Genomic DNA, 19,569 nt, shown 5'->3' on the forward strand with positions numbered 1-19,569 from the left:
GGGATCGGTCACCGGGACCACGTCGGTTGTCGCGCCGGGAACGGCCACCGCGACCGCATCGTGCGTCGGGTTTGAGTTCGCCGCCGCGCCGGTCACGATCGGTTCCGCCTCCGACGGCGGCTCGGTCGCCGTGGCCGCCAGCGCCGCGCTCGGAGGTTCGGTCGTGCCGTGCGTCGCCGTGGTGGCGGTCGCCAGGTTGGCGAGGACCACGTCCAGGACCTTGACCGCCTCGGCCTTGGCCAGGGGGTTGTTGCCGTTGCCGCACTTCGGGGACTGCACGCACGACGGACAACCAGCCTCACAACCGCATTCCGCGATCACGTCCCGGGTCGCCCGTAGCCAGGAGGACGCCGCCGCGAAGGCTCGTTCGGCGAAGCCCGCTCCGCCCGGGTGGCCGTCGTAGACGAAGACCGTGGGTAGGCCCGTGTCCGGGTGGTTCGCCGTGGAGATGCCGCCGATGTCCCAGCGGTCGCACGTCGCCACCAGCGGCAGCAGACCGATAGCGGCGTGTTCGGCGGCGTGCAACGCGCCGGGTATGTCGGCCTGGGCGACAGAGGGCAGCGCGTCGGGGGACACCGTGAACCAGACCGCGACCGTGCGCAGTTCGCGGGCCGGCAGGTCCAGCGGCCGCGTGTCGATGACCTCGCCGGAGCCGTGGCGCCGGCGTTGGTACGACACCACCTGGCTGGTCACGTCGACCTCGCCCAGATGCATGGCGACGGGGCCGGCGGTCACCGACGAGCCGACCCCGGCCACCGACAGGGTGGTCACGTCGCGGGCGTGGGTGGAGTAGTCCGGCTCGTCGGCATGGACCAGCGCGCAACCGTCTTCGAAATCCAGGGAGTCGACCACGTACGACGCGCCCTGGTGCACGTACACCGCGCCCTCGTGGAGCATGAAGTGCGACGACGCCGCGTCCGTCATGCCCAGCAGGCGCCCGGTCGACGACTCGACGATGCAGATGGGTTGGCCGCCGCTGCCGCGCAGGTCGACGTCGGGGCGTTTGTAGGGGCGCCAGTACCAGCCCGACGGGCGGCGCCGCAGCAGGCCCGCGGCGACCAGCTCCTCCAGCACCGGCAGGGCGGCGGGGCCGAACAGGGAAAGATCGGCCTGGGTCAGCGGGCCCTCGGCGGCCGCGCAGCAGAGTTGGGGGCCCAGGACGTACGGGTTCGACGGGTCCAGCACCGTCGCCTCGACCGCCTGGCCGAACAGCGCTTCCGGGTGGTGCACGAGATACGTGTCGAGCGGGTCGTCGCGGGCCACCAGGACCGCCAGCGCGTCGTCGCCCGCTCGGCCTGCCCGGCCGGCCTGCTGCCACAACGAGGCGCGCGTCCCGGGGTAACCGCAGATCAGCACGGCGTCCAGGCCGACCAGGTCGACGCCGAGCTCCAACGCGTTCGTGGACGCGAGGCCGAGCAGCGAGCCGGAGAGCAGACCCTCTTCGAGGGAGCGCCGCTCCTCGCGCAGATAGCCCGCCCGATAGGCGGCGACCCGACCGGCCAACGCGGGGGAGACCTCTTCCAGCGAGCGCCGCGCCACGGTCGCCACCGTCTCGGCGCCGCGGCGGGAGCGGACGAACGCGACCGTGCGTACACCGGCGGTCACCGCGTCGGTCAGCAGTGACGCCGTCTCGCGGACCGCGGACCGCCGGACCGGGGTCGCGGACGTGGCCGACGGCTCCAGCGGCGGCTCCCACAGCGCGAACGTCACACCACCGCGCGGCGACGCGTCCTCGGTGACGGCCTCGACCCGCAGGCCGGTCAGCCGCGCGGCCGCCGTCTCCGGATCACCGGCCGTCGCGGAGGCCAGCACGAACACGGGTGTACGCCCGTAGCGCGCCGCCGCCCGCCGCAACCGCCGCAGCACGTGCGCGACATGCGAACCGAACACGCCCCGATAGGTGTGGCACTCGTCGACGACGACGAACGACAACCGGCGCAGGAACGTGCCCCAGGCGGCATGCCCAGGCAGGATGCTTCGGTGCAACATGTCGGGATTTGTCAGGACGAAACGCGAGTGCTGGCGGATCCACTCCCGTTCAGCCCGGGGCGTGTCACCGTCGTACGACGCCGGGCGTACATCATCGACGGACAGCGCGGCCACGGAGCGTAACTGGTCCGCGGCCAACGCCTTGGTCGGCGCGAGATAAAGCGCGGTGGCCCGGGGGTCGAGAACCAACCGCGACAGGGAAGGCAACTGGTACGCCAGCGACTTGCCCGACGCCGTGCCGGTCGCGACCACCACGTGCCGACCCTCGAAGGCCAGCGAGGCCGCCGCCGCCTGATGCCGCCACGGAGCCGAGACCCCACGCGACGCGTACGCGGAGACCACCGAAGGAGGGACCCACGACGGCCACGGAACCGGGTCGCCGGCCCGGGCGGCGACCTCCTCGACGTGGGTGACCGGAGGCCGGCTGAGCAGGCCGGCGAGCAGGGCAGCCGGCCCTCCAACCGTGGTGGTCATGCCTGCACTCTCGCACTGATGTACTGATCAGTCGACGGCGGGTCAGGTCGTCGCTGCGTACACCGCGTGTCGATGGTTAGATCGCAGGGACGACGAAGACTGCGGGAGGCGTTCGATGGAGCTGTCGCTCTCGACCCGGATCCAGGGCGAGCACACCGTGCTGGAGGTCGGCGGCGAGGTCGACGTCTACACGGCTCCGCGCCTGCGTGAACGGCTGATCGAGTTGATCGACGCCGGCGCCACGCAGATCGTCGTCGACCTCGGCCGGGTCGACTTCCTCGACTCCACCGGGCTCGGTGTGCTGGTCGGCGCGCTCAAGCGGCTGCGCGCCGCGGGTGGTGGCCTCAGCCTCGTGTGCGACAAGGAGCCGTTGCTGAAGATCTTCCGGATCACCGCGCTCGACCAGGTCTTCCCCCTGTTCGCGACCGTCGACGCGGCAACCGAGGCCGGTCCGGCCGCGTGATGGCGACAGTTCGTCTTTCCTTTTCACCCGCTCCGGTGCATGTCCGGACCGCCCGCCTGGTCGGCGTGGCCGTGGCTCGGCGCGCCGGGGTCGCGGAGGAACTGCTCGACGAGGTACGGCTCGCGATCGGTGAGGCGTGCACCCGGGCGGTCGCGCTGCACCGGCAGTACGGGCTGGCCAACCTGGTGCAGGTCGAGATGTCGGACGGCGGCAACTACGTCGTGCGGGTCATCGACCGGGCGCCGATCGAGGCGGGCCTCGGCATCGCCGCGCTGCCGCCGGAAGAGCTGGCGAAGGAGTCGCTGACCGACGAGGCGCTGACCGTCGGTGTCGGATTCGCCCTGCTCGCGGGATTGGTCGAGGATCTCCAGGTGCGTCCCGTCGACGAGGGCATCGGCACCGAAGTCCGCATGGTTTGGCCCGTCGCGCGCTAGCAGAGATCACGTTTTGTGCGCGACAACCCCGCGCCGATGTGAATACCGACACGGTGTACGGCTAGAGTACGCGGGTTATCAGCTAGCGCCCTGACCTCGCCATCCGTCCGGTCAGGTGCGTCATTGCTCTCCACCTGGAGACGTCCCACGCCGGGCTAGTCCTCCGGCGGGACGCGTTGGTCGGTTATTGGAGGACATAGATGTCCGGGTCCGGGACCTTGGCCGCCGAAGGCGGCGGGCTGTCCCTCTCCAGCGCGAACTTCTCGTACGTGATCGTGGCTCTGGTCATCGCCCTTGTGGCGCTTGGCTTCGCGGCCGCACTTCGGCGGGCGGTTCTGGCAACTGGTCAGGGCACCACCAACATGCAGGAGATCGCCGCTGCCGTCCAAGAGGGCGCCTCGGCCTACCTGCGCCGCCAGTTCAGAACACTCGCGATCTTCGTCGTGATCGCGGTGGTTCTGCTGTTCGTCCTGCCGGTGCACGGCGCGGACGGCAACGAGACGATGGTCAAGCTCGGCCGCTCGGCGTTCTTCATCGTCGGTGCGGTGTTCAGCGCGTTCATCGGCGGCGCCGGGATGGCCCTGGCCACCCGCGCCAACCTCCGGGTCGCCGCCGCGGCCCGGGAAGCCACCGGCGGCCGCGAGAAGGCGATGCAGATCGCGTTCCGCACCGGCGGCGTCGTCGGCTTCCTCACCGTCGGCCTCGGCCTGGTCGGTGCGACCCTCGTCGTGCTGCTCTACAAGGGCGACGCGCCGACCGTGCTCGAAGGCTTCGGCTTCGGCGCGGCGCTGCTCGCGATGTTCATGCGGGTCGGCGGCGGCATCTTCACCAAGGCCGCCGACGTCGGCGCCGACCTGGTCGGCAAGGTCGAGCAGGGCATCCCGGAGGACGACCCGCGCAACGCGGCGACCATCGCCGACAACGTGGGCGACAACGTCGGTGACTGCGCCGGCATGGCGGCCGACCTGTTCGAGTCGTACGCCGTGACCCTGGTCGCCGCCCTGATCCTGGGCCGGGCCGCGTTCGGCGAGGACGGCCTGGTCTTCCCGCTGATCGTCTCCGCCATCGGCGCGATCATCGCGATCGTCGGCGTATTCATCACCCGGCTCCGGGCCAGCGACCGCAACGGCCTGCAGGCGATCAACCGCGCCTTCTACATCTCGGCGGGTATCTCCGCGGTCGTGGTCGCGGTGGTCTCCTGGTTCTACCTCAAGCCGTCGTTCGCCGAGTTCAACGGGGTGTCCCCGGAGATCGCCGGCATCACCCGCGACCCGCGCTGGGTCGCCATCGGCGCGGTCGTCATCGGCATCGTGCTGGCCGCCGCCATCCAGGCGCTGACCGGCTACTTCACCGAGGTCGAGCGGCGTCCGGTGCAGGACATCGGCAAGAGCTCGCAGACCGGTGCGGCCACCGTCGTGCTCGCCGGCATCAGCGTGGGCCTCGAGTCGGCCGTCTACTCCGCGCTGCTGATCGGCGCCGGCGTGTTCGGTGCGTTCCTGCTCGGTGGCGGTTCGCTGATCCTGTCGCTGTTCGCGGTCGCGCTGGCCGGCATCGGCCTGCTGACCACGGTCGGCGTCATCGTCGCGATGGACACCTTCGGCCCGATCTCCGACAACGCGCAGGGCATCGCCGAGATGTCCGGTGACATCGACGAGGACGGCGCCAAGACGCTGACCGAGCTCGACGCGGTCGGCAACACCACGAAGGCCATCACCAAGGGCATCGCGATCGCTACGGCCGTCCTCGCCGCGACCGCGCTGTTCGGCTCGTACACGAGCTCGGTGGCCACCTCGTTGACCGACGCCGGCATCGCCGACGTCGACAACTACATCCTCAACCTGCTGAACATCAGCAACCCGCGGAACCTGGTCGGCCTGATCGTCGGTGCCGCGGTGGTGTTCCTCTTCTCCGGTCTCGCGATCAACGCGGTGGCCCGGTCCGCCGGCGCCGTCGTGGTCGAGGTCCGTCGCCAGTTCCGGGAGTTCCCGGGGATCATGGACCGCACCCAGCGGCCGGAGTACGGCAAGGTCGTCGACATCTGCACCCGTGACGCGCAGCGCGAGCTGCTCACCCCGGGTCTGCTGGCGATCCTGGCCCCGATCGCGGTCGGCTTCGGGCTCGGTGCCGGCGCGCTGGCGTCCTACCTGGCCGGTGCGATCGGCGCGGGCACCCTGATGGCGGTCTTCCTGGCCAACTCCGGTGGCGCCTGGGACAACGCGAAGAAGCTGGTCGAGGACGGCCACTACGGCGGCAAGGGCTCCGAGGCCCACGCGGCGACCGTCATCGGCGACACCGTCGGTGACCCGTTCAAGGACACCGCCGGCCCGGCCATCAACCCGCTCATCAAGGTGATGAACCTGGTCGCGCTGCTGATCGCCCCGGCGGTCATCACGTTCAGCGTCGGCGACGACTCGAACACCGGCCTGCGGATCGGCATCGCCGTCATCGCGGTCGCCGTGATCGTCGGTGCGGTGCTGTTCAGCAAGCGCAAGCCGATCGCCATGTCGGAGGCCGATTCGGGAAAAGCGGATGAGGGCACGGACGCTTCCGAAGAGGAGCGCGTGAACGCCTGATCCGGCACCCACGCGGTAACAGCCCCCGGCCAGACGCAGGCGCGTCGGCCGGGGGCTGTTGCTTCTATGCTGCACCCCATGCGTACCCCTCGCGCAGTCCTGTCCGCGGTGTTGGTCGTGCTGTCGCTCGCCGGCTGCGGTGGCGACCGGCCTGCCCCGCGGATCTGGGCGGCGGACGTGTGCGAGGCGTTGAGTCCCTGGCGGGACGAGATCGACACCCTCTCGTCGGGCACCCAGCAGCAGATGACCGCCAAGACCACCCCGGCGCAGGCGAAAGAGAACCTGGTCCGGTTGCTCGGCGGTGCCGAGCAGGCCAGTGAGACCGCTCGGTCGCAGGTCGAGCAGGCGGGAGTGCCCGACGTGGACGAGGGCCCGGCGGTCGTCGACGGCTTCGTCGGCTCGCTGGCCGGCGTGCGCGACGCCTACGGCAAGGCCAAGCGGACCATCGAGGGCCTGGACACCGACTCGGCGTTCTACGACGGGGTCGGTGTCGCGGTCGAGACCCTGAACAAGGAGTACGACGCCAGCGCGCTGGACACCAGCAAGCTCGACTCGCCGGAGTTGGCCCGCGCCTTCGACGAGGTACCGGAGTGTCGCTGACGCCGCGGCAGCTCTCGCTGTTCGGCGTCGAGGCCCGCGAACCCACGCCGGGAGACCTCGCGGGCCTGCTCGCGGGTCCCGGCCAGGTGGTGCGGATGGGCGGCACGGCCCGGGTCTCGGTGGTGGTCGACGCGGCCTGGCGGGTGCACGTGCTGGTCGCCGAGCTCACCGGGCGCGGGCTGGCGCCGACCTGGTCGCCGACCGAGGTCGAGGGCCACCTGGGCGTGCGTACCTCTTATTCCACGGCGCTCGCCGGCCTGGGTGTCGCGTGGCTGCGCGGTGCCGTGAAGCGCCCGCCGCCCAGTTTCTTCCTCGATGGGCGCAGGCTCCGGCTTTGGGTGGCAGCGGCCGGTGCGCCCGATGAATCCGGGTTTGCCCTGAGATTGGGAGCTAACGACGAGGGCCAGTGGGATCAGGTCGGTGCCGCACTGGCCGCCGTCGGCCTGCCAGCCGCGCTGCTCGGCCCGCGGGCCGGTGGTCCGGCCTACCGGGTGACGGGTCGGCGCCGACTGGCCCGGTTGGCGGAGCTTGTCGGAGATCGTCCACTACCCGCACCGGGGGAATGCTGGCCTGGGTGAACGTGTTGTTCAGCTGTTCGATCGACACCGGTTCCGGTGCGGTGGCACCCGTCACCCTTCTACCTGGGTGTACGGTGTCGCCGTCCAGCGTGACGCTGTGCTGCCGTGGAGTATCGCGACCTTCTCTCCATGCCGCGCGTTACCTTGGACATCCACGGACATGTGAGGGAGTGCAGTGCCGAGCAACGCCAGGAGCACCCGTCTTGTCATCGTCGAGTCACCGGCGAAGGCAAAGACGATCTCGGGCTATCTCGGCCCGGGCTACGTGGTGGAGGCCAGCCTGGGCCACATCCGTGACCTCCCGCGCAACGCCGCGGACGTCCCTGCCAAATACAAGGACCTACCCTGGGCGCGCCTCGGCGTCGACGTCGACAACGGGTTCGCCGCGCTCTACGTCGTCTCCGCCGACCGCAAGCAGCAGATCACCAAGCTGACCAAGTTGGCCAAGGAGGTCGACGAGGTCTTCCTCGCGACGGATGAGGACCGCGAGGGCGAGGCGATCGCCTGGCACCTGGTCGAGACCCTCAAGCCCAAGGTCCCGGTCAAGCGGATGGTCTTCCACGAGATCACCCGGCAGGCCATCCAGGCCGCCGTGGCCAACCCGCGCGACATCGACCGCGACCTGGTCGACGCGCAGGAGGCCCGCCGGATCCTCGACCGGCTCTACGGCTACGAGGTGTCGCCGGTCCTCTGGAAGAAGGTCATGCCGCGGCTCTCCGCCGGCCGCGTGCAGTCGGTCGCGACCCGCATCGTGGTCGAGCGCGAGCGCCAGCGGATGGCGTTCCGCTCCGCGAGCTACTGGGACATCCAGGCGACCCTCGCCGTCGACGCGGCCGCCGCCAAGGAGGGTCCGCGCACCTTCACCGCGACGCTGGTCGCGCTCGACGGCGACCGGATCGCCACCGGCAAGGACTTCGAGCCCACGACGGGTCACGTGCGGCCCGGCGCCGCGGTGGTCCACCTCGACGAGGCCGGTGCCCGTGGGCTGGCCGCCCGGCTCGAGGACCGGCCGTTCACCGTCACCCGGGTCGAGGAGAAGCCGTACCGGCGCCGGCCGTACGCGCCGTTCATCACCTCCACGCTCCAGCAGGAGGCGGCGCGCAAGCTGCGCTTCTCGTCGCAGCAGACGATGCGCACGGCGCAGCGGCTCTACGAGAACGGCTACATCACTTATATGCGTACGGACTCCGTCAACCTGTCGGAGACCGCGATCGCTGCCGCCCGCCGGCAGATCGCCGAGCTCTACGGCCAGGGCAGCGTCCCGCCGGAGCCGCGCCGCTACACCGGCAAGGTGAAGAACGCCCAGGAGGCGCACGAGGCCATCCGCCCCGCCGGCGACCACTTCCGCACGCCCGGCGAGGTGGCCAAGGAGCTCTCCGCCGAGGAGTTCAAGCTCTACGAGCTGATCTGGCGGCGCACGATCGCGTCGCAGATGACCGACGCGGTCGGCATGTCGGTGTCGATCCGGATCCGGGCCGTCTCGTCGACCGGTGAAGAGGCCGACTTCGGCGCGACCGGCAAGACGATCACCGACCCGGGCTTCCTGCGGGCCTACGTCGAGTCCTCCGACGACGAGTCCGCCGAGGCCGAAGACGCCGAGCGCCGGCTGCCCAACCTGGTCAAGGACCAGCCGCTGACCGCCGAGCAGCTCGAGGCGCTGGGTCACACGACGCAGCCGCCGTCCCGCTACACCGAGGCGTCGCTGGTCAAGCAGCTCGAAGAGCTGGGCATCGGCCGTCCCTCGACGTACGCGTCGATCATGGCGACCATCCAGGACCGGGGGTACGTGGTCAAGCGCGGTCAGGCGCTGATCCCGTCGTTCCTGGCGTTCGCGGTGATAGGGCTGCTGGAGGGGCACTACCCCCGGCTGGTCGACTACAACTTCACCGCCGCCATGGAAAACGAGCTCGACGAGATCGCCGGCGGCGACATGGCCGCGGCCGACTTCCTGACCTCGTTCTACTTCGGCAGCGACGTCTCCGCCGACGGCACGATCGCCGCCTCGGGCGGGCTCAAGCGCCTCGTCACCGACAACCTCAGCGAGATCGACGCGCGCAGCGTCAACTCGATCCCGCTGTTCCGCGACGAGCAGGGGCGCGACATCGTCGTACGGGTCGGCCGCTACGGCCCGTACCTGCAGCGCGGCACCGACCACGCGGCGGCCAACGGCCACAGTGAGAACGGCGACGGTGGCAGCGCCGACCACGAGGACCGGGCGTCGATCCCCGAGGGCCTCGCGCCCGACGAGCTCACCCCGGAGAAGGTCGACGAGCTGTTCCTGGGCGGGGGCGGCGAGCGCTCGCTGGGCACCCACCCCGAGACCGGCGAAGACATCGTGCTCAAGTCCGGCCGCTACGGGCCGTACGTGGCCAGCGGCGAGCGCAAGTCGTCGCTGCTCAAGTCGCACACCCCGGACGCGCTCTCGCTCGAGGAGGCGCTGCGGCTGCTGTCGCTGCCCCGGGTGGTGGGCAAGGACGACGAGGGCGCCGAGATCCTGGCCGCCAACGGGCGCTACGGGCCGTACGTGAAGAAGGGCGACGAGTTCCGCTCGCTGGAGTCCGAGGAGAAGCTCTTCACGGTCACCCTCGACGAGGCCAAGGCGCTGCTGGCGGCGCCCAAGACCCGGCAGCGCCGGGCGGCCGCCCCGCCGCTGCGCGAGATGGGCAACGACCCGCTGACCGAGAAGCCGCTGGTGATCAAGGACGGCCGGTTCGGTCCGTACGTCACTGACGGCGAGGTCAACGCGTCGCTGCGCCGGGGCATGACGCCGGAGTCGCTGTCGATCGAGCAGGCGTCCGAGATGCTCGCCGAGAAGCGGGCCAAGGGCCCGGCGCCGCGCAAGAAGGCGGCGGCCAAGAAGGCGACCACCACCAAGGCCACGACCGCCAAGAAGACGGCGGCGAAGAAGACCACCGCGAAGAAGGCGACGGCCGCCAAGAAGACGACCGCCGCCGCGAAGAAGGCAGCGCCGAAGAAGGCGAGTGCGGCGAAGAAGACGACCGACTAGCGTCTCTCCGATGTGGTCCACCACGTCGGACGTCGATGAGTTCCACGCCGTGGCGGGTGCCGCGCTGCGCGCCCGCCCGGTCGAGAACACCCTGCTGCTGACCATCGCGGCCAAGGTCGCCGACACCGGCGGGGGCGTCCCCGGCGGGTCGCCGCCGGCCTTCGGCTGGCACACCGACGGCAGCGCCTTCGTCTGGACGCCGCCGCGGGCGCTGCTGATCGGCGGATCGGCCACCGTCGCCGCTTCGACGGAGCTGGCCGAGCTGCTCGACGACGTGCCGGGCGTCAACTCCACCGACGAGGCGGCGCGCGCGTTCGCGGATGCCTGGTGCCGGCGCACCGGCGTCACCGCGCGGCCCGGCCTCCGGTCCCGCCTCTACCGGCTGGGCGAACTGGTCCCGCCAGTGGTGGCCGGCCGGGCTCGGGTCGCCGGCGCGGGCGACCGTGACCTGTTGGTGGCCTGGCTGACCACGTGTGCCGAGGAGCTGCACGAGCCGTTGGCGTCGCCGGGCCGGGCGGCCGACCTGGGCGTGCGGGACGGCGCCTACGGCCTGTGGGAGGTCGACGGCACCCCTGTGGCCCTGGCTGGGAGGCGCCGGCCGGCCGGCGGTGTCGTGCGGATCGGTCCGGTCTACACACCGCGGCAGCACCGCGGCCGCGGTTACGGGTCCGCCGTCACGGCGGCGGTGAGCGCCTGGTCGTTGCCGCACGAGGTGGTGCTGTTCACCGACCTGTCCAACCCGACCAGCAACTCGATCTACACCAAGATCGGCTACCGGCCGGTCGAAGACCGCCAGCTTTTCGAGTTCTGACGGGCGGCATCGGGCATCCTGGCGTCATGGCCGGCAAGGTGCTGGTCTGTTTCGCGGCCTGGAAGAAGTTCGTCTCGCTCTACCCGGCGCCGCGCGCCAGCGCGGGCAATGAGAAGGGGCCCCGTCCGACGGACGGGGCCCCTTTCGGTTCAACTCAGCCCAGCAGGTGACGCATGGCCCGCTTGACCAGGTCGTTGCGCTCCGCGGGCGCGAGGCCCTCGAAGCCGAACCCGGAGTAGAGGCTGTCCCTGGTGGCGATCACGGCGCCTTCCTCGAACCCGAGCTGGGTCCGGCTCCAGTCCGTGACGTTCGGGCCGGAACCCGGCGGAGGGCCGGGCACCGCGAAGCCGCCGAGGTCGGTCTCGAACCCGGTCGACGCGAACGGCTGGCCATCGCGGGTGACGCGGACGTCGTCGACGAACACGCCCAGGCCCTCGGTGCCCCAGTCGGTCATGTAGGTGATGGACAGCTCGACCTGCTTGCCCGCGTACGGGGTCAGGTCGGTCACCCACTCCTTCCAGCCGCCGGACGAGCCGGTGGCCGCGTGCCAGTCGCCGGTCGTGCCGGTGTTGAGGCACGGCGCGTTGCCGCCCTGGTAGGTGACGTAGTGGTTGAGCTGCGGGTGCAGCCGGCCCGGCGAGTTGGCCGCACAACTGTCTCCCGGGTCGTCGCCGGTCTTGCCGTTGGCGTCGACCAGCGTCGTCCAGTTCTCGGTGCCCACCTCGCGCGCCTCGACGAACAGGAAGTCCCAGTTCGCCTCGATGTCGTACGAGGTGAAGAAGCGCAGCTCGCCGCTGGAGGCACCGGCCAGGTCGACCGTGCGGCTCAGCCGCTTGTAGGCCTCGTCACCGCGCCCGCTGAAGGCGTAGTAGTCGCCCTCGTACGGGTCGAACGGCGGCGCACCCGGACGGACCCAACCGACCGGGGCCGAGCTGGGGCCGAACCACGGGAAGTCGGCCTCCGGCAGGACGCTCGACGTGGCCAGGAACGACGCGGTGTGGTCCTGGTTCTGCGCGGAGCCCGGTGCGTTGAGGGTGCCGGTGAAGCCGGTGAACCGCCCCTTGCTGCCACTGAGCGGGAGCGGGTTGCCGTCGTCGTCGGAACCCGAGCCGTCGATGTACGCGTACGCACCCAAGTAATATTGCTGGAAGTCGTTGAACAGCGGCAGGCACGGCGGGTCGCTCGGGCTCGTGCACTCGGGCTGAGTCGGGAAGTCCGGCTCGTAGTAGTAGGCGCCGTTGATCCCCTGGGCGTACATCGCGTACTTGCCCGTGATGAAGATCTTGCCGCCCTCGTTGACGTAGTCGCGGACGGCCAACTCGGTGTCCAACGCCGCCTTCGTCGCCGTGCCGCCGACCTGACCCTGCGACCGCGGGATGATGTCGTCGCCGGTCTCCCACACGACGGCCTTGTAGTGCGACAGCACGCCCAGCGGGTGGGGTGCCTTGCGGCCGCGGGTGTCGAAGTCGTAGACGTCGCTGCTGCGGCCCGCGGCGGTCAGCGAGGCCACCATCTCGTCGGCGTACTTGGCCGACGTGGCGCCGGTCTGCACCGGGCTGATGCCGGTCACGTCCTCGGCCGCCAGCACCAGCACGTCGCCGCCGATGTCCTGCGACACCGTGTAGGTGAAGTGCTCGCTGGCCACCGCGCCCTTGCCGGGCTTCTTGCCCGTAAACCAGACCTCGACCGAGTCGCCCTTCTTGGTGCCGGTCACCTTGCCGCGCAGCTCGGCGTAGTAGTCGCGGCCCTCGTTGCCGTAGCGCTCACCGCCACGCCACTCGCGGACGTTCGCGGTGCGGGGCCGGCCGCCGTTGACGACATAGTGCATCCGGACGTTCTTGAGCGCCCGCCTGGCGATCACCGCGACCGGCTGCTTGGTGCCGTAGGAGACGTCGAACTTGTCGACGACGAAGTCCGGCGTGGTGCGGCCGACCACCGAGATCGGGTCGTCCGGGTCGAGCGCCGAGCGTCCGGTCGCGATCGCGAACGGGATGTTCTTCTCGAACTCCGCCTGGATCAGGCCCTCGTCGTCCGGGAAGATGAAGTCGCTGACGCAGTCCTCGGCGAGCCACTCGTCGTCGGGCACCGAGTTGGCCGCCGCCGTGCAGGTGCTCATCTCCGGCGTGAAGCCCAGGCCGCCCCAGCGGGCCGACAGGCCCGAGTCGGCGTCACCGTTGGTGGTGTAGAGCTCGGCCGAGATGTCCGGGTCGTAGCCGGGCACCGCCGGGTGGTCGTCGTCGCCGGCCATCGCGATCGAGATGACGTCGTCCGGCGACGGGGTGCTGACCTGCCAGCCCACGCCGTAGAGCAGGAGCTGGGCGGCCGAGTGGTAGTTGATGAAGAACTCGGGCCGGATCTTGCTGTAGAGCGAGTGCAGCCCCTTGGTCTCCGGCTCGGAGTCGGGACCCGGCCCGCGGTACGTGTCGCTGGTGATCTGCGGCGACGAGCCCTCGTTGTCGTAGCCCCACTTGTAGCCGAAGTTGCGGTTGAGGTCGACGCCGTCGACGGAGGTGATCTGGCCGTCACCGTCGTTGTCACGCAGGTTCTTGCGCCACAGCCGGTTGTCGGGGGTGAACGTGTAGTCGTAGCCGTCCGGGTTGACGACCGGCACGAACCACAGCTCGGTCTTGTCGACCAGGTTGGTGATCACCGGGTCTTTGCCGTAGTTGTCGAGCACGTAGTGCAGCAGGCGCCGCGTCATCTCGACGGTGATCCACTCACGGGCGTGCTGAGCGCCGACATAGAGCGTCGCGGGGCGGGAGCCGTCGCGCACGTTGTCGGCGTTCTTCGTCACCCGGACCGCGGTGAGCTGCTTGCCCTGGGTGGAGCGCCCGTAGTTGACCACCTCGGTGAGCTTCGGGTAGCGGGCCGCGGTGGCGACGAGCTCGTCGCGGATGCCGCCCGGCTCGTTGTACGGCCGGAAGGCCTCCCAGCCGGCTGCCGCCTGCTCGCGCAGCACCTGCGAAGCCACCTTGCCACGGATCTTCTTGACCGCCAGCTTCACGCCCTGGTCGGCGAGCCGGTCGGCCTCGCGCTTGCTGAGCACGGTCTCGACCTTGGTGTTGGCGCCATCGGCCCCGACGGTCGCCTCGCCGGCGTCGACGCCCGCCTTGCGCAGCTCCTCGAGCTGGGCCGGCGTCACCGTCCCGACATACACCTCGAGGCGGTCAGCCGCGTTGGGCTCCGCCGCCCGAGCCGGCGACACCGCGACAAACGCGGTGACCAGCGTGGCAGCGGTCAACGCCGCCAGCCATCGTCTCGATCTCATCCATCCCCCTCGCTCATGACAAGGGGCTCCTCCCCTTCGAAGAGCACCAATGTGGAGCCTGCCGACTGCGTAGGCGAGGGTCAATGGATCGCGACCCTTGACGAATCCCTACGGTTTACGGCTGGCTACGCGGGGTCAACGACGGAGTCCGGTCGGTGTGGCGGACGGCCCAGAGCGCGGCCTCGGTCCGGGAGGCCGTGCCGGTCTTGCGCAGCAGGTTGGAGACGTGCACGGTGACGGTACGCACGGAGATGCCCAGGGCCCGGGCGATCTGCTTGTTGGCCATCCCGTCGCGCAGGCAGACCAGCACCTCGGCCTCGCGCGCGGTGAGATCAGGGCCGCCGTCGGCGGGCTCGCGCAGCAGCGTGGCCACGTCGTCGGCCGCCGTGGTGGCGATGAGCTCGGTCAGCCGGTACGCGTTGCCGGCGGTGCGGTCCCACACCTCCCGGGCTGCCCCTGCACCGATGTCCAGCCCCGGGTAGACCTGGGCCAGCACCTCGGCGACGTCGGCGGGCCGGAGCGGCCCGAGGTGCTGGCGCACCGCGCCGGGTGTCCCGGCGAGCCGGGCCAATGTCCGGGCGACCAGCGGGTCGGCGCTCGGCCGGCTCGTCACCAGCAGCAGGGCCGGCAGGCCGGGTGCGGCGGCCAGGTCAGCGACCAGGTTGAGGCTGGCGGGGTCGAGCGCGTGCAGGTCCTCGACCACGAGCACGGCCGGGCCGGTGCCGGCCAGCGCGCGGACCACCCGGGTGGCGACCCGGAGCAGGGCGCCGGGCGCGAACCGCTCGACCGGGGCGGCGTCGTGCTGGGCGAGCCAGGCCAGCGCCGGCCCCGGTGCCGGCAGGCCACGGGTGTCGCGGCCGCTGAGCACGGCGGCCAGCCAGTCGTACGGTGCCGGGGAGTGGATCCGGGCCTGGCCGTGCAGCACGGTCACCGGAGCGGGGTCGAGGTCGGCCAGCGCGGCCGCGACGAGGGCGCTCTTCCCGGTGCCGGGGTCCCCGGTCAGCACCGCGACCTGGGGGCCGGTGGCACCGTCGGCCGCCTGAGCCCAGGCGGCAGCCAGCTCGGCGCGTTCCCGCGTCCGACCGACCAGCGTCACCGGCATCACGCACACACCCTACGAAATACTGCGTAGAGACTGCGATCGACGGGTTTGAGATGCTCGTAACCATGCCGCCCTTGATCTTGCAGGCCGTGACCGTGACCGACGTCGGCCCGGCCCGGCCCAACAACGAGGACGCCGCGTTCGCCGGCCGCCGCCTGGTGGTGATCGCCGACGGCGTCGGTGGCATGCCGGCGGGTGAGATGGCCAGCGAGATCGTCATCTCCACGCTGGGCGAGCTGGAGGAGGTCGACAGCGTCGACCCCGCCGCGGCCCTGGCCGAGGCGGTCGCGCGGGCCAACGCCCAGATCGCCGCGGAGGGGCAGGGCGCCGGCACCACCGTCACCGCCGGCCTGCTGCACGGCGACCAGCTCGGGCTGCTGCACGTCGGCGACTCGCGCGGCTACCTGCTCGCCGCCGGCGCCACCGAGATGGTGCGGCTGACCCGGGACGACACGTTCGTCCAGCTCCTGGTCGACCGGGGCGCGTTGACCGCCGAGGAGGCCCGGGGGCACCCGCGCCGCTCGATGATCACGCAGGCCGTGCAGGGCGAGAGCTACCGCGCGGCGACCGCCCTGCTGCCGGTGGAGGCCGGCGACCGGCTGCTGCTGTGCAGCGACGGGCTGTCCGACTACGTGGAGGACGTCGTCATCGGGCGGACGCTGCGGGAGGTCCGCGACCTGGACGCGTGCGCCAAGGAACTCGTGGCGCTCGCGCTGGCGGCGGGCACGTACGACAACGTCACCGTCGTCGTCGCCGACGTCGCGGAGGCATAAGGGGAACAGCCGACGTTTCCGCTGCTCAGGCTCCTAGGACACGCTCCGTGTACGCGTTGGCGAACACCCGGTGCGGGTCAAGCCGGTCGCGCAACGCGACGAACTCGTCGAACCGTGGGTAGACCGGGCGCAGCGACTCGGCGTCCCGGTAGTGCAGCTTTCCCCAGTGCGGGCGGCCGCCCAGCTCGCGGGCGAGCGCCTCGACGGCCCGGAAGTACGGCTCGTACGGCGCGCCGGCGAACTGGTGCACGGCGACGTAGACGGAGTCCCGCCCGTACCCGTGCGACAGCGGGATGTCGTCGCCGGCGGTGAACCGCACCTCGACCGGGAACTGCACCTTGAACGGCAGCCGGTCGATGATCTTGGGCAGCTCGCCGAGCATCGTCGGGAACGCGTCGCGGGGCAGGCCGTACTCCATCTCGGTGAACCGCACCCGGCGCGGCGTGCAGAAGACCGCGTCGGACCGTCCGGTGTAGACCCGCTCGGTGAGCGCCCGGGCCGAGATCGCGTTGATCGGGCCGACCGCGGCGGGCACCGCGCGGCCCAGCCGGCAGACGCCCGCGAAGACGGTGTTGGCGAGGAAGTCGTCGTCGAGCCAGCCGCGCCAGCCGGGCAGCGGGCGGTCGTCGGCCGGCACCCGGTTGTTCGTCTTGACCTGGACCCGATCGGTGTACGGGAACCAGTAGAGGTCGCAGTGGTCGTTGTCGGCGACCAGCGCCGGCCAGTCGGCCAGCACGTCGGCCACCCGGCCGGGGCGCTCGTGCGCCCGCAGGGTGAACGCGTCGACGCACTGGAGGGTCACCTCGGTGAGCACGCCGAGCGCGCCGAGGCCGACCCGGGCCGCGCTGAACACCTCGGGGTTGGTCCGCTCGTCGCAGCGCAGCACCTCGCCGGTGCCGGTCACCAGGGTGAGGCCGGCGACGAACGTGGACAGGCAGCCGTACGCCGCGCCGGTGCCGTGCGTCCCGGTGGAGATGGCGCCGGCGATCGTCTGCGCGTCGATGTCGCCGAGGTTGGGCAGCGCCAGGCCGTGGGTGGTGAGCAAGCCGTTGAGCGTCGCCAGCGTCATGCCCGCCGGCACGGTCACCCGGCGGTGCTCCCGGTCGACGTCGACCCGACCGGGCAGCGCCGCCAGGTCGACGCGTACGCCGTCCGTGACGGCGATGTCGGTGAACGAGTGCCCCGACCCGACCGGCTTGACCCGCTCCCCGGCGGCCGCGGCCTCGGTGACGATCGCGGCGAGCTCGTCGAGTCCGGACGGACGCGTCTCGCGCGTCGTCGCCCGCTGGTTGCCCGCCCAGTTGCGCCATTGCGGCACGCTGGTCGCGGTTGCTCGACTCGCGGTCACGGCGCCCTCCATAATATGAATAGCCTTCATATCAGTGTTTGGTTCCGCGCGTAAGAGCGTCGCACCCCGTACTCCCTGCAAATACCGCCCTTCTGCTGAATACCTCTCATCCGGGTTGCTCGTTGAGCCGAGTAACGTTCCCCCCGCGCGGCGGGGCCGAAAGAGGAAGGATGTGGTGAGGCATGACGACATCAGCCGTCACCACGGGCCCCCTGCGCCGGGTGCCGGTGCAGGGCCGCAGCGTGGCCCGCGTTCAGCGGATGCTCGATGCGTGCGCCGAGATCGTCGACGAGGTCGGCTACGAGGGCCTGACGACCACATTGCTCGCCGAGCGCGCCGAAGTGGCGATCGGCTCCGTCTACCAGTTCTTCCCCGACAAGCGGGCCATCGTGCAGGCACTCACGCTGCGCAACATGGAGGCCTATCTGGAGCGGTTGGCCAACCGCTTCGGCAGCGGCACGTTCGCTGACTGGTGGGAAGGCGTCGACGCGGGCATCGACGAATACATCGAGATGCACCGCACCGTGCCCGGCTTCCGGACCCTGCACTTCGGCGACGTCGTCGACGTGCACCTGCTCGACGAGGAGCGCGACAACAACGCGGTCATCGCCGAGCAGCTCGCCCGGCTGCTCGTCGAGCAGTTCCACGTGGCCGACGAGCCACGCCTGCGGTTCGCGCTGGAGATCGCCGTCGAGGCGGCCGACGCGCTGATCAAGCTGGCGTTCCGTCGCCGCACCGACGGCGACGAGCAGGTGCTGGCGGAGGCCAAGGCCTTGATCCGCGAGTACCTGCACCGGCACGTCTCGGTGTAACCCGTTCAGAGGAAGGCGTGGCCCGCACCTCGGTAGGTGCGGGCCACGGCCGTCACGGCGCCGTCCTCGACCAGGTGCAGCTCGTTGACGTGCTCGCAGAGCTCACCGGCCTTCGCATGGCGGAACCAGACCCGGTCGCCGACCCGCAGCTCGTCGGCGGCGGCGCCGCGCAGGGGCGTCTGCACCTCGCCGGCGCCCTCGGTGCCGATCATCTTCAGCCCGCGGGGCAGCCAGGGCGTCGGCTGCCGGCTCGGCTCGGTCGGGCCGGAGGCGATCCAGCCGCCGCCCAGCACGGTCACGACGCCCGGCCCGGGCCGGCGGACCACCGGCTGGGCGAAGAACGCGGCCGGGGTCGGGCGCCAGGCGGTGTACGCGTCGAACAGGGTCGGTCCATAGAGGCCCGAGCCGGCGGTGATCTCGGTGACCGAGGGGTCGGCGCCCGTGAGGCGTACGCTGCCGGTGCCGCCGCCGTTGACGAACTCGAGGTCCGCGACGGCCCGCACCGCGTCGACCGCGGCGCCGCGCCGCGCCAGCAGCTCGCGGTAGGAGCGGCGCTGGATGGCCCGGATGGCCAGCCCCCGGGCGCGCCGGCCGGGTGGCGCGTCGCCCAGGCCGGCGATCTGGGCCTCGTACGACATGATGCCGACCAACCGGAATCCAGGACGCTTGGCGATGGTCTCGGCGAGCGTGCGGGCCTGGCCGGGCTCGCGCACCGGAGAGCGGAACACGCCGAGGTGCACCCGGCCGCCGGCGAGCCGGTAGGACGCGTCGAGGTCGATGCAGAGCCGGATCTCGGTCTCGGCCGTCACCGATGCGATGAGGTCGAGCTGTTCGACACTGTCCACCATCAGGGTGACGCCGGCCCGCAGCCGGTCGTCGTGGGCCAGGTCACGCAGGGCGGCCCGGTCCGCAGTCGGATAGGCGACGACGGCGTCATCCGTAACGCCGCTGCGCACGAGCCAGTTGGCTTCGGCGAGCGTGTATGCCAGCACCCCCTGCCAGCCCGGCCGGCGCAGCACGCGGGTGAGCAGCTCGGTGCAGCGCACCGACTTGCTGGCCACCCGCAGCGGCTTGCCGCCGGCCCGCTCCACCAGCGCATCCGCGTTGGCGTCGAACGCGGCGAGGTCCACGACGGCGAAGGGCGGATCGAGTTCCGCGGTCGCCTTGTCGAGAGTTTCTCTTTGGGAGGTTCCGGACACATCTGCACGGTAGCGGGTGGGCTCGCAATGCGAAACACCCTCGCGTACTACGGGGCCCTCTGAGGCGTATCAGGGCAGCCAGGGTCAGGGGAATGTCGGGGTGGGCGAGGTCGTCCGCGCCGCTAAAGTGTGGTCCGG

The 19,569-nt window shown here is 71.2% G+C and carries 14 protein-coding genes; 9 read left to right on the top strand and 5 right to left on the bottom strand.

Features of this window, described 5'->3' with window-relative positions; all coding sequences use genetic code 11:
- Positions 1-2,463 (bottom strand): DEAD/DEAH box helicase (locus CHC05_RS23810; protein WP_089252510.1); only part of this gene is annotated, 2,463 nt, incomplete at its 3' end.
- Positions 2,464-2,578: 115 nt separating this feature from the next.
- Between CHC05_RS23810 and CHC05_RS23815 the strand changes: the two genes are divergently transcribed.
- The 7 genes from CHC05_RS23815 to CHC05_RS23845 all read left to right on the top strand — a co-directional run bounded on the left by CHC05_RS23815 (position 2,579) and on the right by CHC05_RS23845 (position 10,929).
- A complete protein-coding gene (locus tag CHC05_RS23815; protein WP_089252512.1) occupies positions 2,579-2,926 on the top strand; it encodes an STAS domain-containing protein in 348 nt (115 codons plus the stop codon).
- Positions 2,923-3,360: an ATP-binding protein gene (locus CHC05_RS23820; RefSeq protein WP_089252514.1), complete on the top strand. Its 438-nt coding sequence runs from the start codon at positions 2,923-2,925 to the stop codon at positions 3,358-3,360. Before CHC05_RS23815 ends, CHC05_RS23820 begins: the two co-directional genes overlap by 4 nt.
- Positions 3,361-3,560: 200 nt before the next feature.
- A complete protein-coding gene (locus tag CHC05_RS23825; RefSeq protein WP_089252516.1) occupies positions 3,561-5,933 on the top strand; it encodes a sodium-translocating pyrophosphatase in 2,373 nt (790 codons plus the stop codon).
- Between the two features lie 78 nt (positions 5,934-6,011).
- Positions 6,012-6,533 (top strand): hypothetical protein, encoded by a 522-nt coding sequence (locus CHC05_RS23830; protein ID WP_089252518.1) that lies wholly within the window; start codon positions 6,012-6,014, stop codon positions 6,531-6,533.
- Positions 6,524-7,111 (top strand): hypothetical protein, encoded by a 588-nt coding sequence (locus CHC05_RS23835; protein ID WP_089252520.1) that lies wholly within the window; start codon positions 6,524-6,526, stop codon positions 7,109-7,111. Before CHC05_RS23830 ends, CHC05_RS23835 begins: the two co-directional genes overlap by 10 nt.
- A 175-nt stretch (positions 7,112-7,286) precedes the next feature.
- Entirely contained in the window at positions 7,287-10,118 is a 2,832-nt protein-coding gene (gene topA, locus CHC05_RS23840) for a type I DNA topoisomerase (RefSeq protein WP_089252522.1), read from the top strand.
- A gap of 10 nt (positions 10,119-10,128) precedes the next feature.
- On the top strand, positions 10,129-10,929 hold the full coding sequence (locus CHC05_RS23845; protein WP_089252524.1) for a GNAT family N-acetyltransferase: 801 nt from the start codon (positions 10,129-10,131) through the stop codon (positions 10,927-10,929).
- 154 nt (positions 10,930-11,083) lie between these two features.
- Here CHC05_RS23845 and CHC05_RS23850 read toward each other — a convergent pair whose 3' ends face one another.
- Together CHC05_RS23850 and CHC05_RS23855 are read right to left on the bottom strand one after the other, a co-directional pair.
- The gene (locus CHC05_RS23850; protein ID WP_089252526.1) at positions 11,084-14,197 is read right to left on the bottom strand and encodes a M14 family metallopeptidase; all 3,114 of its coding nucleotides are present in this window, start codon (positions 14,195-14,197) and stop codon (positions 11,084-11,086) included.
- A 115-nt stretch (positions 14,198-14,312) separates the two neighbouring features.
- Positions 14,313-15,299: an AAA family ATPase gene (locus tag CHC05_RS23855; RefSeq protein ID WP_089252528.1), complete on the bottom strand. Its 987-nt coding sequence runs from the start codon at positions 15,297-15,299 to the stop codon at positions 14,313-14,315.
- A gap of 65 nt (positions 15,300-15,364) precedes the next feature.
- On the opposite strand from CHC05_RS23855, the gene CHC05_RS23860 reads away from it, so the two are divergent.
- Positions 15,365-16,072, top strand: a complete 708-nt coding sequence (locus CHC05_RS23860) for a PP2C family protein-serine/threonine phosphatase (RefSeq protein WP_089252807.1) — start codon at positions 15,365-15,367, stop codon at positions 16,070-16,072.
- A gap of 25 nt (positions 16,073-16,097) precedes the next feature.
- Here CHC05_RS23860 and CHC05_RS23865 read toward each other — a convergent pair whose 3' ends face one another.
- Positions 16,098-17,420: a D-arabinono-1,4-lactone oxidase gene (locus CHC05_RS23865; RefSeq protein WP_425426834.1), complete on the bottom strand. Its 1,323-nt coding sequence runs from the start codon at positions 17,418-17,420 to the stop codon at positions 16,098-16,100.
- 182 nt (positions 17,421-17,602) lie between these two features.
- On the opposite strand from CHC05_RS23865, the gene CHC05_RS23870 reads away from it, so the two are divergent.
- On the top strand, positions 17,603-18,232 hold the full coding sequence (locus tag CHC05_RS23870; RefSeq protein WP_089252532.1) for a TetR/AcrR family transcriptional regulator: 630 nt from the start codon (positions 17,603-17,605) through the stop codon (positions 18,230-18,232).
- A gap of 5 nt (positions 18,233-18,237) precedes the next feature.
- Here CHC05_RS23870 and CHC05_RS23875 read toward each other — a convergent pair whose 3' ends face one another.
- A complete protein-coding gene (locus CHC05_RS23875; RefSeq protein WP_089252534.1) occupies positions 18,238-19,431 on the bottom strand; it encodes an amino acid deaminase/aldolase in 1,194 nt (397 codons plus the stop codon).
- Positions 19,432-19,569: the final 138 nt, after the last annotated feature.

Origin of the sequence: Asanoa hainanensis, assembly GCF_900188485.1 — a bacterium.
Classification (GTDB): domain Bacteria; phylum Actinomycetota; class Actinomycetes; order Mycobacteriales; family Micromonosporaceae; genus Asanoa; species Asanoa hainanensis.